15 protein-coding genes, 6 tRNA genes and 1 pseudogene are annotated in these 12,283 nt (G+C 71.8%); 9 read left to right on the top strand and 13 right to left on the bottom strand.

Annotated elements, in window-relative coordinates; all coding sequences use genetic code 11:
- Positions 1 to 90: 90 nt before the first annotated feature.
- Positions 91 to 162, bottom strand: a tRNA-Val gene (locus ACIBW9_RS28150).
- 87 nt (positions 163 to 249) lie between these two features.
- A complete protein-coding gene (locus tag ACIBW9_RS28155; protein WP_398959718.1) occupies positions 250 to 714 on the bottom strand; it encodes a TIGR02611 family protein in 465 nt (154 codons plus the stop codon).
- A gap of 201 nt (positions 715 to 915) precedes the next feature.
- Between ACIBW9_RS28155 and ACIBW9_RS28160 the strand changes: the two genes are divergently transcribed.
- Complete coding sequence (locus tag ACIBW9_RS28160) at positions 916 to 1,329, top strand: SsgA family sporulation/cell division regulator (protein WP_004002642.1); 414 nt, start codon at positions 916 to 918, stop codon at positions 1,327 to 1,329.
- A gap of 243 nt (positions 1,330 to 1,572) precedes the next feature.
- Positions 1,573 to 2,133 carry a CGNR zinc finger domain-containing protein gene (locus tag ACIBW9_RS28165; RefSeq protein ID WP_115909304.1) on the top strand — a complete coding sequence of 187 codons (561 nt, stop codon included), beginning with the start codon at positions 1,573 to 1,575 and terminating at the stop codon, positions 2,131 to 2,133.
- A 69-nt stretch (positions 2,134 to 2,202) separates the two neighbouring features.
- Here the strand turns inward: ACIBW9_RS28165 and ACIBW9_RS28170 are convergent, their stop codons facing one another.
- The 3 genes and pseudogenes from ACIBW9_RS28170 to ACIBW9_RS28180 all read right to left on the bottom strand — a co-directional run.
- Positions 2,203 to 2,355 carry a hypothetical protein gene (locus ACIBW9_RS28170; protein WP_180292031.1) on the bottom strand — a complete coding sequence of 51 codons (153 nt, stop codon included), beginning with the start codon at positions 2,353 to 2,355 and terminating at the stop codon, positions 2,203 to 2,205.
- A gap of 154 nt (positions 2,356 to 2,509) precedes the next feature.
- The gene (locus ACIBW9_RS28175) at positions 2,510 to 2,953 is read right to left on the bottom strand and encodes a hypothetical protein (protein WP_398959721.1); all 444 of its coding nucleotides are present in this window, start codon (positions 2,951 to 2,953) and stop codon (positions 2,510 to 2,512) included.
- A 290-nt stretch (positions 2,954 to 3,243) separates the two neighbouring features.
- Positions 3,244 to 3,372 (bottom strand): annotated as a pseudogene (locus ACIBW9_RS28180) (NYN domain-containing protein); the annotation flags it as partial.
- A gap of 62 nt (positions 3,373 to 3,434) precedes the next feature.
- Between ACIBW9_RS28180 and ACIBW9_RS28185 the strand changes: the two are divergent.
- Positions 3,435 to 3,959, top strand: coding sequence for a DsbA family protein (locus tag ACIBW9_RS28185; RefSeq protein WP_398959723.1), 525 nt, complete (start codon positions 3,435 to 3,437; stop codon positions 3,957 to 3,959).
- A 38-nt stretch (positions 3,960 to 3,997) separates the two neighbouring features.
- On the opposite strand, the gene ACIBW9_RS28190 is transcribed toward ACIBW9_RS28185, so the two are convergent.
- Genes ACIBW9_RS28190 through ACIBW9_RS28200 form a run of 3 tightly spaced genes read right to left on the bottom strand, consistent with a single transcriptional unit; the run spans position 3,998 to position 6,741 of the window.
- A complete protein-coding gene (locus ACIBW9_RS28190) occupies positions 3,998 to 4,822 on the bottom strand; it encodes a GNAT family N-acetyltransferase (protein ID WP_398959725.1) in 825 nt (274 codons plus the stop codon).
- Positions 4,823 to 4,876: 54 nt separating this feature from the next.
- A complete protein-coding gene (locus tag ACIBW9_RS28195) occupies positions 4,877 to 5,698 on the bottom strand; it encodes an aminotransferase class IV (protein WP_398959726.1) in 822 nt (273 codons plus the stop codon).
- Positions 5,695 to 6,741: a chorismate-binding protein gene (locus ACIBW9_RS28200; RefSeq protein ID WP_398959728.1), complete on the bottom strand. Its 1,047-nt coding sequence runs from the start codon at positions 6,739 to 6,741 to the stop codon at positions 5,695 to 5,697. The genes ACIBW9_RS28195 and ACIBW9_RS28200 overlap by 4 nt, the downstream gene beginning before the upstream one ends.
- 178 nt (positions 6,742 to 6,919) lie before the next feature.
- Between ACIBW9_RS28200 and ACIBW9_RS28205 the strand changes: the two genes are divergently transcribed.
- The 5 genes from ACIBW9_RS28205 to ACIBW9_RS28225 all read left to right on the top strand — a co-directional run bounded on the left by ACIBW9_RS28205 (position 6,920) and on the right by ACIBW9_RS28225 (position 7,390).
- Positions 6,920 to 6,992: transfer RNA gene (locus tag ACIBW9_RS28205), tRNA-Gly, on the top strand.
- 39 nt (positions 6,993 to 7,031) lie between these two features.
- Positions 7,032 to 7,105 (top strand) — tRNA-Cys (locus ACIBW9_RS28210).
- A 1-nt stretch (position 7,106) separates the two neighbouring features.
- Positions 7,107 to 7,178, top strand: a tRNA-Val gene (locus ACIBW9_RS28215).
- Positions 7,179 to 7,214: 36 nt separating this feature from the next.
- A tRNA-Val gene (locus ACIBW9_RS28220) sits at positions 7,215 to 7,286 on the top strand.
- A 29-nt stretch (positions 7,287 to 7,315) separates the two neighbouring features.
- Positions 7,316 to 7,390, top strand: a tRNA-Val gene (locus tag ACIBW9_RS28225).
- Between the two features lie 56 nt (positions 7,391 to 7,446).
- Here the strand turns inward: ACIBW9_RS28225 and ACIBW9_RS28230 are convergent.
- The 4 genes from ACIBW9_RS28230 to ACIBW9_RS28245 all read right to left on the bottom strand — a co-directional run bounded on the left by ACIBW9_RS28230 (position 7,447) and on the right by ACIBW9_RS28245 (position 10,315).
- On the bottom strand, positions 7,447 to 7,737 hold the full coding sequence (locus ACIBW9_RS28230; RefSeq protein ID WP_398959730.1) for a zf-TFIIB domain-containing protein: 291 nt from the start codon (positions 7,735 to 7,737) through the stop codon (positions 7,447 to 7,449).
- A gap of 80 nt (positions 7,738 to 7,817) precedes the next feature.
- Entirely contained in the window at positions 7,818 to 8,753 is a 936-nt protein-coding gene (locus tag ACIBW9_RS28235; protein WP_398959732.1) for a phosphotransferase family protein, read from the bottom strand.
- 893 nt (positions 8,754 to 9,646) lie between these two features.
- Complete coding sequence (locus ACIBW9_RS28240) at positions 9,647 to 9,841, bottom strand: hypothetical protein (RefSeq protein ID WP_398959733.1); 195 nt, start codon at positions 9,839 to 9,841, stop codon at positions 9,647 to 9,649.
- Positions 9,842 to 10,039: 198 nt separating this feature from the next.
- Positions 10,040 to 10,315 carry a hypothetical protein gene (locus tag ACIBW9_RS28245; protein ID WP_344405710.1) on the bottom strand — a complete coding sequence of 92 codons (276 nt, stop codon included), beginning with the start codon at positions 10,313 to 10,315 and terminating at the stop codon, positions 10,040 to 10,042.
- 196 nt (positions 10,316 to 10,511) lie between these two features.
- Between ACIBW9_RS28245 and ACIBW9_RS28250 the strand changes: the two genes are divergently transcribed.
- The gene (locus ACIBW9_RS28250; protein ID WP_398959735.1) at positions 10,512 to 11,882 is read left to right on the top strand and encodes a protein kinase; all 1,371 of its coding nucleotides are present in this window, start codon (positions 10,512 to 10,514) and stop codon (positions 11,880 to 11,882) included.
- Between the two features lie 4 nt (positions 11,883 to 11,886).
- On the opposite strand, the gene ACIBW9_RS28255 is transcribed toward ACIBW9_RS28250, so the two are convergent.
- Complete coding sequence (locus ACIBW9_RS28255; protein ID WP_398959737.1) at positions 11,887 to 12,279, bottom strand: NUDIX domain-containing protein; 393 nt, start codon at positions 12,277 to 12,279, stop codon at positions 11,887 to 11,889.
- Positions 12,280 to 12,283: the final 4 nt, after the last annotated feature.

Consider the following 12,283-nt stretch of genomic DNA (forward strand, 5'->3'; position numbering starts at 1 on the left):
CCAACCCCCCCCCCCCCCCCCCCCCCCCGGGGGGGGCCCCCCCCCGCGCCGCCGCCCGCCCCCCCCCCCCCCCCCCCCCCCCGATCCGGGTGGGCGATACTGGGTTCGAACCAGTGACCTCTTCGGTGTGAACGAAGCGCTCTCCCACTGAGCTAATCGCCCGGACGCAGGAAGAACATTACCCCATGTCAGGGGGTGCCTGTGACCAGCATGAACCGGCGCCCGCCGACGCTCGCGCGGTCGCGCGGATCACTGGTCCTTGATCTTCCAGGGCATCACGACGCCGAACTTCCACAGATAGATACCGACGAGCACACCCACGATCACGAGACCGATCGCCGTCAGAGTGATGTTGCGGCGCCGCACCTTGGGGTCGAGGGCCCGCTGGGCCGCCTCGGTGACCTTGCGTTTCGTCCAGCGGAGCACCAGCTGGGCCCAGACGAACTCGGTCGCCCAGATCGCCATGCCGCCGAAGATCACCACCCAGCCCGGCCCGGGCAGCGGCAGCATGACGATGCCGGCGCCGACGACCGCCAGACCGACGACGAAGACCCCGACCTGCCAGCTCAGATGCAGGGCGCGACGCCTCTTGATGAACGCCGGGGCCTTGGAGCCGAGACCGTGCTCGCCCTGCGCCCCGTCCGTCCTCGTCTCGTCCGATGCCACGGCAGCCTCGCCCGACAGCCCCTCGGTCCGGTTACTCCCCGTATTCATACGGCCAAACTTTACCTTACTTTACCCAGCGGAAACCAGTCACCGGAATGGCCCTACCTCGCGAACGACCCATCGGCCGGAAGAGTTACGTAAAGGCACGCAAAACACTCAGAGGGGTTTACAACGGCACCGTAGGTGGCATGTCGATTTCGCCGACGTGCGAATCCCCGAGCGCACACTGAGCGAAAGGCCCTGGCGCTTATGAACACCACGGTCAGCTGCGAGCTGCACCTGCGCCTCGTTGTGTCGAGCGAGTCCTCCCTGCCTGTCCCCGCAGGCCTGCGGTACGACACGGCCGACCCCTACGCCGTGCACGCCACCTTCCACACCGGAGCCGAGGAGACCGTCGAGTGGGTGTTCGCCCGCGACCTCCTCGCGGAGGGGCTGCACCGGCCCACCGGAACCGGCGACGTCCGTGTCTGGCCGTCGCGCAGTCACGGTCAGGGGGTCGTGTGCATCGCGCTGAGCTCTCCGGAGGGCGAGGCCCTGCTGGAAGCCCCGGCGCGGGCGCTGGAGTCCTTCCTGAAGCGAACCGACGCCGCCGTGCCTCCCGGTACGGAACACCGGCACTTCGATCTCGATCAGGAGCTCTCGCACATCCTGGCGGAGAGCTAGGCCGAGGCACCACGAAGCCGCCCGGCGCCGTCGACTCGGGGAGACGGCTCGGGCCAGAACAACTGCATACGGTACGCATCAGCGCCGCCGCCGCGATCGAGTCGTGGGGGCGGCGCCGGTGTGTGCGGCGGGGCAGGGGGATGGTGCCCCGGTGGCAGGACCGCCCGCAGTCGGGCGGCAAGCCACTACCATCGGCCAGCATGAGGCGGGCGTCCGCCCGACCCCCAGGCCAGGGAGCGAAACGTGCTGATCACCCACGACACCCGGTGCGCGCTCGACACCGTGGTGGATCTGGTGAACACCGCACCGGAGGACCACGCGGCGCCGGACGGACTGCCCGACGTCGCGGCTCTCGAGGATTTCGTACGAAACCATGAAATCAGCGATGTGGGGGCGCTCTCGGAGTTCGACCTCTCGGCCGTGCGCAAGATCCGCGGCCGGTTCGCCTCGGTCTTCGCGGCGCACGACGCCCGGACCGCCGCCGGCGTGATCAACGAGCTGGTCGCCGCCGCGGGCACGACTCCGCGCCTCACGGACCACGACGGCTACGACTGGCATGTGCACTACTTCGCGCCTGGTGCCTCCGTCGCCGATCATCTCGCGGCCGACTGCGGGATGGCGCTGGCCTTCTTCGTGGTCGCCGGTGAGCAGGAACGGCTGCGCCGCTGCGAGGCCCCCGACTGCCGGCGCGCCTTCGTCGACCTCTCCCGCAACCGCTCGCGCCGCTACTGCGACAGTCGCACCTGCGGAAACCGTCTGCACGTGGCCGCTTACCGGGCGCGGCGCAAGGAGGCCGCGGGCTGACGCCCGAGCGGCCGGACAAGGATGTCGACGTGGTCCCCCGCGGGTGGCGCCGGGGACCACGGGTACGGCTCACAGCATCAGCAGGTCGTGCAACGAGGCCATGAGCAGCAGACACCCGATCACCGCAAGGAAGATCATCAGCGGTGGCTGGGAAAGGGCGAAGAGGCATCCGCGCGGCTCGTCCTTCGGCGGCGCGGTGTCGCCGTGTTCCGTGTCCAGCATCTCTCGGCGATGATGGCGCACTCCACAGGTCCGGTGCACTCAACACGCCCGGCATGACCGGCAGTTCGCCGGATTCCGTGAAGTCCGGTTCGGGTCGTGATCACTTCACGCCACAGCCTTGATCCACTGTGTCGTTTCAGTCGTCATGCGCGGGTCATATGCCGTGCTTCTTGAGGATGGCCTCGATGTCGCTGAAGTCGTCCGCCGACTGGGCGCGGGGCGTACTCGCGGGCCGGGCGGCCGGGCGGGACCCGGGGCCGAGGGAAGGCGCGGAGGCCTTCGGAGCGACCGCCTCGCGCTGCTCCGCGGCCCTGGCCTCCCTGCGCTCCTTGCGTGTGCCGCCCCGGCGGCGCTCCACCGCGCGCGTGGTGGAGAACAGCAGCCAGGCGGCGCCGAGCACACCGAAGCCCGCCCAGGCCGTCGGGCTGAAGGCGGTGTCCGCCAGCCACTGCACCGTGCCGGTCATCACCAGGCCGATGGGGACGAGTGAGTAGGCGGCGATGCGGGCGGCCGCCAGGAAGCGCTTGCGGTAGGCGGTGACCACCGCGATGCCCAGGCCTGCCGCGGACACGGCGGAACAGACGGTCTCGGCAATCATCCGGTCCTCCAGGCAGGGCTCGATCGGGCAGGGGCACTTCGTCCCTTCCATCCTGCACCGCCCGGACCCCGCGCGGCCATGGTCCGGGCGGACATCAGGGACATCTCCGGGTCGGCTCCTCCGAAGGTGCCGGTCCCGGGCACTCGCCCGGGTGTGGATCAGGGTCCGCCTCGGCGGCCTGCGCCGGGATCTGGGACACGGGCTTCGCTTCCTTGGTGGTCTCCGCGGCGGCGGCCGTCTTGCGGGTGCGGCGCGGCTTGGCCTCCGTGCCCTCCGCCGTGTCGACCGCGCCAGGGGTGGACGGGCAGCAGTTCCGCAAGGGAGTCGCGGACCCGCCCGGCCGGCCACTTCACCGCGATCTGCGCGCCGACGAAGCGGACGTCCGCACGGCCGGGCCGGGCGGCGTTGGCCTCGTGGGCGCAGGTCACCGGGGCCGGGGCTCCGATTGGGTCGACCGCGGCCGAGCTGGGAGACTGACGGCATGAGCGACTCCTCCCCCGTGCCTCCCGCCGCGCCCGTCCTCGACGTCTGGTGCGAACTCCAGTGCCCGGACTGCCGTAGCGCCCTCGACGATCTGCGTGCCCTGCGTGCCCGCTACGGCGACCGACTGGAGCTGCGGCTGCGGCACTTCCCGCTGGAGAAGCACAAGCACGCCTTCGCCGCCGCGCAGGCCGCCGAGGAGGCCGTCGAGCAGGGCAAGGGCTGGGCCTACGTCGAGGCCGTGCTGGCGCGGGTCGAGGAGCTGGACCGTGCGGGAGAGCCCTTCCTGGTCGAGGTGGCCGCCGAACTCGGTCTGGACGCCGAGGAGTTCGACACCGCGCTGATCGACGGCCGGCACATCCTGATCGTCGACGCCGACCAGGCCGAGGGCAAGGCGATCGGCGTGACCGGTACCCCGACGTACGTCATCGACGGTCAGCGCCTGGACGGCGGCAAGAGCCAGGAGGGGCTGCGGGAGCGGATCGAGGAGATCGTGGACCGGCTGCTGGCCGAGGCGGGGGCCTGACCGGCGCAGGCCCGCGCCCCTTCGGGGTGCGGGTCCGCTCAGACCAGCGGCTTGTACAGGGCGTACTGCGTCGTCCGGTAGCCGAGTGAGTCGTAGAGCCGCTCGGCCGGGGTGTTTCCGGCGAACACGTTCAGAGTGACGACGTCACGGCCCGCGGCGCGTGCCTGGATCTCCGCCAGAAGCATGAGCGTGCGGCCGTGGCCGCGCCCGCGGTGTGCGGCATCGGCCTCCACGTCGCACACATGGACCTTCTCCCCGCGCAGCGCCAGCCACAGGGTGCCCACGCGGGTGCCCTCGTGTTCGAGGACGCTGAACGTGGCGTTCTCGGTCGCCTGTCCCTCCGGCAGCAGCTCCTCGTGGTCGCGGCGTGCCCTGTCGTACGCCTCGGCCTCCGGCACGCCCCGCTCGATCAAGGTGCGGGCGTAGTCCTCCGACTCGTGCTCCTGCCAGCTGACGAACTCGGCCTCTGTCATGGGACGGGCCCGGCTGCCCGCGGGCAGTTCGGGTGCGGTCGGGGCGAGGCGCTTCTCCATTCCGCGATTGCGCACGACGTAGCCGAGCACCTCGCCGAGCCGCAGCCCCGCCGCGGCCCCGGCGGGGACGGTCGCCTCGATCCGCGTGCACCCCCACCCGCGTGCCACCTCCTCCGCGGCGAGCGCGGCCACGGTGCCCCGGCCGCGGCGGCGGTCCGGCTCCTCGATCCGCAGGTCGAGGATGTGGGCGACCTTGTCACCGAAGGCAGCGGACGTGCCCAGGTGTATCGCGCCCACCGGCCGGCTGTTCACGCACACCTGGAAGCGGCGCGAACGCGTCCCGTCGGCGTTGTGCTGAAGCGGCTCGGTCGGCCGCAGGGTCGTGGTCATCAGGGGTGTTCTACCCGCCTCAGCCACGCATCGGCAGCCGGTTTTCCAGGGCTCTCACGGATCCAGGTCGTCGCCGGACCGCTCGTCGAAGATCCGCATGGCCTTGGCGGTCACCGGGCCCGGTGCGCCCGGCAGTTCGCGATCGTCGACGCGGTGCACGGCCTGGACGTCGCGCAGGGTGGAGGTGAGGAAGACCTCGTCCGCGCGCTCCAGGACGTCGAGCGGCAGGTCGGTCTCCCTGGCCCCGGTCCACTCGACGGCGAGCGCGCGCGTGATGCCCGCGAGGCAGCCGGAGGCGACCGGCGGGGTGTGGATCTCGCCGTCCAGGACGACGAAGACGTTCGAGCCGGTGCCCTCGCACAGTTGCCCGACGGTGTTCGCGAACAGGGCTTCCGAGGCGCCGTGTTGGTGGGCGCGGGCGAGGGCGACGACATTCTCGGCGTACGAGGTCGTCTTCAGGCCGGTGAGGGCGCCGCGTTCGTTGCGGGTCCACGGCACCGTGATCACGGCGGTGGAGTCGGGGCGGCGGGTGGTCTCGCCCAGGGCGACGACGAGGGTCGGGCCGTGCTCACCGCGGTCGGAGCCGAGTGGGCCGTGGCCGCCGGTGTAGGTGATGCGCAGCCGGCCGAGCGGCATCGGGTTGGCTTCGAGGACGGCGGCGCAGGCGCGGCGGATCTCGTCGTGGTCGGGGTCGGGCAGGCCGAGGCCGCGCGCGGAGCGGGTCAGCCGGTCGAGGTGCCGGGTCAGCGCGAACGTCTTCCCGTCCGTCGCCTTCACCGTCTCGAAGATGCCGTCGCCCACGGTCAGCCCGTGGTCGAAGACGGAGACGCGGGCGGACTCGCTGTCCTGCAGCCCGCCGTCGAGCCAGATCTTCACGTCTGTAGTCCCTCTCCACTCACCTCGTACGTACCCGACGCTACCGCGAGCAGTCGGGCCGCCTTCAGCTCGGTCTCCCGCCACTCCGCCTCCGGGTCGGAGCCCCAGGTGATGCCGGCGCCCGTCCCGAAGCGCAGGACGCCCTCGGCGCGGTCGATCCAGAAGGTGCGGATGCCCACCGCCAGCTCGCCGGCTCCCTGGTCCGCGTCGACCCAGCCGATGCCGCCGCAGTACGGGCCGCGGGGCGCCGTCTCCAGGGCGTCGATGATCCGCAGGGCGCTGGACTTGGGTGCACCGGTGACCGATCCGGGCGGGAAGGCCGCGTCGAGCAGTTCGGGCCAGCCGGCGTCCGCACGGAGCTCGCCGCGGACCGTCGACACGAGATGGACCAGGCCCGGGTGCTTCTCGACGGCGCACAGATCGGGGACGCTCACGCTGCCGGTCGCGCAGACACGCCCGACGTCGTTGCGGACCAGGTCCACGATCATGACGTTCTCGGCGTAGTCCTTCTCCAGCAGGTCCGCCTCGGTGCGTCCGGTGCCCTTGATCGGTCCGGACTCCACGACACGGCCGTCGCGCCGCAGGAAGAGTTCGGGCGAGGCGGTGGCTATCTCCACCCCGTGGCCGGGCAGCCGGATCGTTCCTGCGTACGGTGCGGGGTTGCCGCGGGCCAGCAGTGCGGTCAGGGCGTCCACGTCGGCGTCGGGCGCGACGGGCGCGGAGAGCACCCGGCAGAGGTTCGCCTGGTAGACCTCGCCGGCCGCTATGTGCTCGCGGATGCGGCGCACACCCGCCGTGTACGCACCGCGGTCGAGGGAGGACGTCCAGTCACCGGCGGCTGGTCCCCGCCATTGCCCCGGCACCGGGGCGGGCACGGGCTCCACTCGTACGTCCCGGAAGCGGGCGCAGGTCAGGCGGCCCTCGAAGTCCGCCACGACGGCCCAGAAACCGGTGGAGTCGAGGGCCGCGGGATCGCTGGTGACATCGAGGAGTCCGGTGGCGACGCGGTCACCGAAGCGGGCGAGAGGAGGGAGGTCGAGCACGCAGTCGAGTCTAGGGCGGGTGTCGTGAAGGTGGCCCTGGCGTGTCCCGTCAGGGGCCCTGACCACGTACGCGAGCAGGTGCAGCGCAGCACGCTGCGCAAACGCGTTTTTGTGCTGGCCCGGGAATCCGCTAGAGTTCAACTCGTCGCCGGGCCGCGAGAGCGGACCGAAACGACAAGCGGACGTAGCTCAGTTGGTAGAGCGCAACCTTGCCAAGGTTGAGGTCGCGAGTTCGAGCCTCGTCGTCCGCTCGATGGAAACAGGGGATCCTCCCGAACCCCTGCACTCCTGGTGGAGTGGCCGAGAGGCGAGGCAACGGCCTGCAAAGCCGTCTACACGGGTTCAAATCCCGTCTCCACCTCCAAGGACGATTAGCTCAGCGGGAGAGCGCTTCCCTGACACGGAAGAGGTCACTGGTTCAATCCCAGTATCGTCCACTGGATCTTCCAGCATGTACGGCGAGATCCATACCCGCGCGATTAGCTCAGCGGGAGAGCGCTTCCCTGACACGGAAGAGGTCACTGGTTCAATCCCAGTATCGCGCACGCAGTACGCACCACCTGCAGGTTCACCTGCGCGATTAGCTCAGCGGGAGAGCGCTTCCCTGACACGGAAGAGGTCACTGGTTCAATCCCAGTATCGCGCACCAGCCGAAGCCCCCGGCCGTCTCGTACGGCCGGGGGCTTCGTCGTGTGACGCCACCTGTCAGCTGGAGAACAGCATGTGGCCGAAGCTCTTGTGGCGGTGGTGACCGCCGTGGTGGCCGCCGTAGTGACCGCCGTGCTGGGCGCCCCAGGCGGGCGCGGGCGGGGCCGGGTACGCCTGCGGGGCGGGCGGGGGCGGCGGCGCGGGCTGGGACCACTGGGACTCCAGGCGGGTCAGCGCCTCCAGCTCGCCGTAGTCGAGGAAGATCCCGCGGCAGCCGCTGCACTGCTCGATCTGGACACCGTTGCGGTTGTACGTGTGCATCGGCGCATGGCACTTCGGACACTGCATGGTCGGCTCAACTCCTCGCCGGTCGGTCCTGCTTCGCGTTTCCCCAGGACAGACTCTGTCAGGGTGCGGTCGGTTGCACCCTACTTCGCGAATTCCGGGATCAACTCCGGCGGGAGCGAAGCCATTCGGGCACATGCGTCGATCATGGACACTTCGACCTCGTCCAGGGGGCGGTTCTCCGCTGCAGCCTTGGCTGTCGCTCGGGCCGCCGTCTGCACCGTGAGGGCGCGGGCCGGGACGTCCAGGGCGGGCCAGGGGTCGCCGTCGGCGGGGACGGCCGGGCCGCCGGCCGTGCGGTAGGCGGTGAGGAAGCGGGTCCACTCGTCCGGTGGGAGGAGGCCACAGGCGTACCAGGCCGCCGGGCGGGCCAGGTCCCAGGCGGGGACGCCGGTGCCGAGGTCGTCGACGTCGATGAGGAGCCAGGGGCCGTCGGGGGCGGGGTGGCGGACGAGCTGGCCGAGGTGGAGGTCGCCGTGGCACAGGGTGGTCGTGTCCGGCATCGGGGCTTCGGCCCTGGCCCAGGGCGGGAGGGTGCTCCAGGCCTGTAGGACCGGTGCGGTGGCGGGGTGGGCGGCCGCTGTTGCCCTGAGCCGGGCGATGGCTCGGGCGGCCTTGGCGGGGCCTCGCATGGGCGGGAGGGGGGCTTCGACGGGCGTGCGGTGGAGGCGGGCCAGGAGGGTGGCTGCGGGCTCCCAGGGGGCGGCGTCGGGGGTGTCCGGGTCCACGGGTGTGCCGTAGGGCCAGAACGTGACGAGGCGGCCGTGCAGGTCGGCGGGGGTCGGGGTGAGTGGGGGCAGGAGGATGCCGGGGAGGCGGGTGGCCGTGGTGAGGCGGGGGGCGAGGTCGGTGCGGGAAGTGTGGGGGGCGTGGGCCTTGGCGACCGTGTCGGCGTGGCGGACGACGGTGGCGTCGGGGCGGTCGGCGAGGGTGGCTGCGCCGCAGGGGCAGGTGTCCGTGCGGGAGTGGGCCGTGGCCTTGGCTCGGATGGTCAGTTCGGTGAGCAAGGAGGTGGTCACGGGGCTCCCTGGGGCGGCGGGTCTCTTCGCGAGGGTACGGCGGGGTGGTGGGGGTGGGTATGGCAGCCGCCGGTGCGGTGCTGTCCGTGGTGGGGGCCGCTGAGGATGCGCCCCCGCCGCCCCTACCCGTCCCGTACCCAGGGGCTCCGCCCCTTCGACCCCGCCAGGGGCTCCGCTCCTGAACCCCGGCGGGGACTGCGTCCCCTGCACCCCTCGCGGGGCTCCGCGCCTGCCCCCCGAGTCAGGGGTCGGCCCCCCGCCCCTGCACGGGAATCCGTCCCTGAACCCTGACAACCCCCGCGGGGCTCCGCCCCAGCACCCCGAGTCGGGGGGCAGCCCCCGCCCCTGCGGACCTGCCCAACCCTGCACAGGGCTCCGCCCCTCAACCCAGACAACCCCCCACCGGGCTCCGCCCCAGCACCCCGACTCGGAAGACAGCCCCCGCCCCTGCGGACCTGCCCAACCCTGCACAGGGCTCCGCCCCTCAACCCAGACAACCCCCCGCGGGGCTCCGCCCCAGCACCCCGAGTCGGGGGGCAGCCCCCGCCCGTGCGGACCTGCCCAACCCTGCACAGGGCTCCGCTCCAAGCACCCCGTTTCGGGGCGCCCCGGACCTCGATCGGCCTGAACGGCCTCGTCCTCAAACGCCGGACGGGCTGAGAGTGTCTGATCGGCGGCTGGAGGGTGCGCTCCCGGTGGGGGACGGACACACGGCATCCGCCCTCGGCCCAGGGGGTGACCGTCGGCGGTGGTGGTTGGGAAGGGAAAAAGCAATGCCGGCGCAGCTCCCCAGCTGCGCCGGCATTTTTGCCGTCCGCCGCACCCCCGTCCCCACGGGGTTTCATGGGTGGATGTCCCCGCCCGGACCGCTCTTCCGGGCCTGGGGTCGCCGCTCAGCGCCCCAGCATCACGCCCACGGACGACGCCTGTGTGGCCACTGTCTCCCAGCCGTCGAAGACGAAGAAGAGCAGGGCCGCCAGGGGGAGGACCATGAGCGTCGCCACCAGGGGGTGGCGGCGGCCGGTACGGCGGCGGAGTGCGGTGCGCTCCTGGGTGCGGATCAGTGTCCGCGGTGCCGTTATGGCCATGGTCCCTCTCCTGACCGTTCTCAGTTGTCGTTGGCAGCGGCGGGTGTCTGACCTCGGGGGACGAGTGCTGCACCCGCCGCTTGACCTCAAATCTAGGCTTCCGGCGCTCTCCGCACGTCATGCCCTCGTACCGATTGCCGGGCCTCCCGGAGGATGAGCCGTGAGGTGGGGCGTACTCCCCTGGGTGGAGACGAGGTCCTAGGTCTCAGGGTCTTCCCGGAGGGGACGCCCGGTGTGCCCGGCCTTTTCCGAGCCGTCCTCCCTGGGGATCGGCTGTTCGACCAGGGCCAGCACCCGGTTGGCCATGAAGCGGGCCGTGCGGACCACGGACCCGTTGCGGGTGACTTCGCTCACTTCCACGACACCTCGGCGTACCGCGGTCTCCACCCGGCGGCCCGCCCTGCTCGCCACCACCTCGTAGGTGCGGGTCGTGTCCCCCGCATCCACGACTATTTCCACGCGATCACCCTTCACGTGTTCAATCCCCCTTCGTCGATGGGTGGTTGAGGCCGCAGGACCGCTGAAGTCCGCCTGCTCGACCGGTCCCTGACCACCCTTCAAGTCTCCCACCCGGCACTGACAATCGATCTGGGCGAGAGGGCGCGGCCTCTGCGCGCGGGCGGCCGTGGAAACGTAAGCTGTGCCACGTCACACGGACCGGGCAGCGGGGATGAACATGGCGATGATGCGCCTGAGGCGCGAGGACCCGCGCGTCGTCGGCTCGTTCAGGCTTCACAGACGGCTCGGTGCGGGTGGGATGGGCGTCGTGTACCTGGGCTCCGACAAGAAGGGACAGCGGGTCGCACTGAAGGTCATCCGGCCGGATCTGGCGGAGGACCAGGAGTTCAGGTCCCGGTTCGCGCGGGAGGTCTCCGCCGCACGGCGGATCCGGGGCGGATGCACGGCTCGGCTCGTCGCCGCCGACCTCGACGCCGAACGGCCCTGGTTCGCCACTCAGTACGTGCCCGGTCCGTCGCTGCACGACAAGGTCGCCGACGAGGGGCCGCTGGGTGCCGCCGACGTCGCGGCGGTGGGAGCCGCCCTGTCCGAGGGGCTCGTCGCGGTGCACGAGGCCGGCGTCGTGCACCGGGATCTCAAGCCGTCGAACATCCTGCTGTCCCCGAAGGGCCCACGGATCATCGACTTCGGTATCGCCTGGGCGACCGGGGCGTCCACGCTCACGCATGTCGGTACGGCCGTCGGCTCCCCCGGTTTCCTCGCACCGGAGCAGGTGCGCGGTGCCGCCGTCACCCCCGCCACGGACGTGTTCTCGCTGGGGGCGACCCTGGCGTACGCGTCGATGGGGGACTCGCCCTTCGGGCACGGCAGTTCCGAGGTGATGCTCTACCGGGTCGTCCACGAAGAGGCGCAGTTGCACGGCGTTCCGGACGCGCTGGCTCCGCTCGTACGGGCCTGTCTTGCGAAGGATCCCGAGGAGCGGCCCAGCACGCTTCAGCTGTCGCTGCGGCTCAAGGAGATCGCCGCCCGTGAGGCGCAGGGGCTCGCCGACCCGCGTCCGCCCGCGCCGCGTTCCGCGGAGGCGGACCGGCCCACCGGGCGGCTCGCCGAGACCTACCCGGAGCAGCAGCGCGAACACCGTCGTCCTCCGGGCCCGCAGGGGGCGCCGCATTCCCGGGGTGCTTCCGCCGGGTCGCGTGGGGTCCCTCCGGTGCGGGGCGGGGCTGCCCCCGCGCGGGGCGGCAACGTCTCCCGCGGTGGCCCCCCGCCGCCCCAGCGTTCCGGGTCCCGGCCCGCCCCGGGGTCGCGGAACACCACCCGCCAGGGCACCGGGGCCCGGCCCGCGCAGCGCAGCGGTACCGGTCGTCCGGCGCCCAGGCCCACGGGGACGGGACGGCGGCCTGCCAATCCGCGCCTGCTGCGGCAGCGGCTGTTCGTGTTCGTCGTCGTGACGCTGCTGGTAGCCCTCGGCATCGCCGCGGCACAGGGGTGCCAGGGGCCGTCGCGGGGGCTGGGCGGTGGCGACGGCGTCGTACCACAGCGGCAACAGCACGTGCAGCCGGGGCGCGCCCACGTGGACTGAGGGGTCACAGCCCCGGCAGGATCCGTTCGAAGAACTCGCGGTCACCGTCGAAGACCGGCGTCAGCGCCAGGAACTCCTGGGGGGTGACCCAGCGGGTGTCGGCGACCTCGACGGGGTCGGGGACGATCTCGCCGGTGGCCGCCTCCGCCGTCCACCAGTGGAGGCGGAAGAGACCGTCGTCGGTCTCCGACTCCCACACCTTGGCGAGGGGCGAGACGGTGAGGCCGACCTCCTCCCTGACCTCGCGGACCACGGCCTGCTCCTGGGTCTCCCCCGGTTCGACCTTGCCGCTGAGGGGCTGCCAGTAGCCGGGGCGGGGAACGCCGGGGCCGCGGCGGATCGCCAGAACTCGGCCACCACGCCGCAGAACCGCAACGATCGCCTCCCGCTTCGGCACCGGA

The organism is Streptomyces sp. NPDC049541 (genome assembly GCF_044465725.1).
Classification (GTDB): Bacteria; Actinomycetota; Actinomycetes; order Streptomycetales; family Streptomycetaceae; genus Streptomyces.

What these genes read in the sequence shown, in the direction of transcription:
- ACIBW9_RS28240 (WP_398959733.1), bottom strand. Translation starts at nt 9,841, where the DNA reads ATGGCCATAACGGCACCGCGGACACTGATCCGCACCCAGGAGCGCACC.
- ACIBW9_RS28230 (WP_398959730.1), bottom strand. Translation starts at nt 7,737, where the DNA reads ATGCAGTGTCCGAAGTGCCATGCGCCGATGCACACGTACAACCGCAAC.
- ACIBW9_RS28190 (WP_398959725.1), bottom strand. Translation starts at nt 4,822, where the DNA reads ATGACCACGACCCTGCGGCCGACCGAGCCGCTTCAGCACAACGCCGAC.
- ACIBW9_RS28250 (WP_398959735.1), top strand. Translation starts at nt 10,512, where the DNA reads ATGAACATGGCGATGATGCGCCTGAGGCGCGAGGACCCGCGCGTCGTC.
- ACIBW9_RS28175 (WP_398959721.1), bottom strand. Translation starts at nt 2,953, where the DNA reads ATGATTGCCGAGACCGTCTGTTCCGCCGTGTCCGCGGCAGGCCTGGGC.
- ACIBW9_RS28185 (WP_398959723.1), top strand. Translation starts at nt 3,435, where the DNA reads ATGAGCGACTCCTCCCCCGTGCCTCCCGCCGCGCCCGTCCTCGACGTC.
- ACIBW9_RS28160 (WP_004002642.1), top strand. Translation starts at nt 916, where the DNA reads ATGAACACCACGGTCAGCTGCGAGCTGCACCTGCGCCTCGTTGTGTCG.
- ACIBW9_RS28170 (WP_180292031.1), bottom strand. Translation starts at nt 2,355, where the DNA reads ATGCTGGACACGGAACACGGCGACACCGCGCCGCCGAAGGACGAGCCG.
- ACIBW9_RS28155 (WP_398959718.1), bottom strand. Translation starts at nt 714, where the DNA reads ATGAATACGGGGAGTAACCGGACCGAGGGGCTGTCGGGCGAGGCTGCC.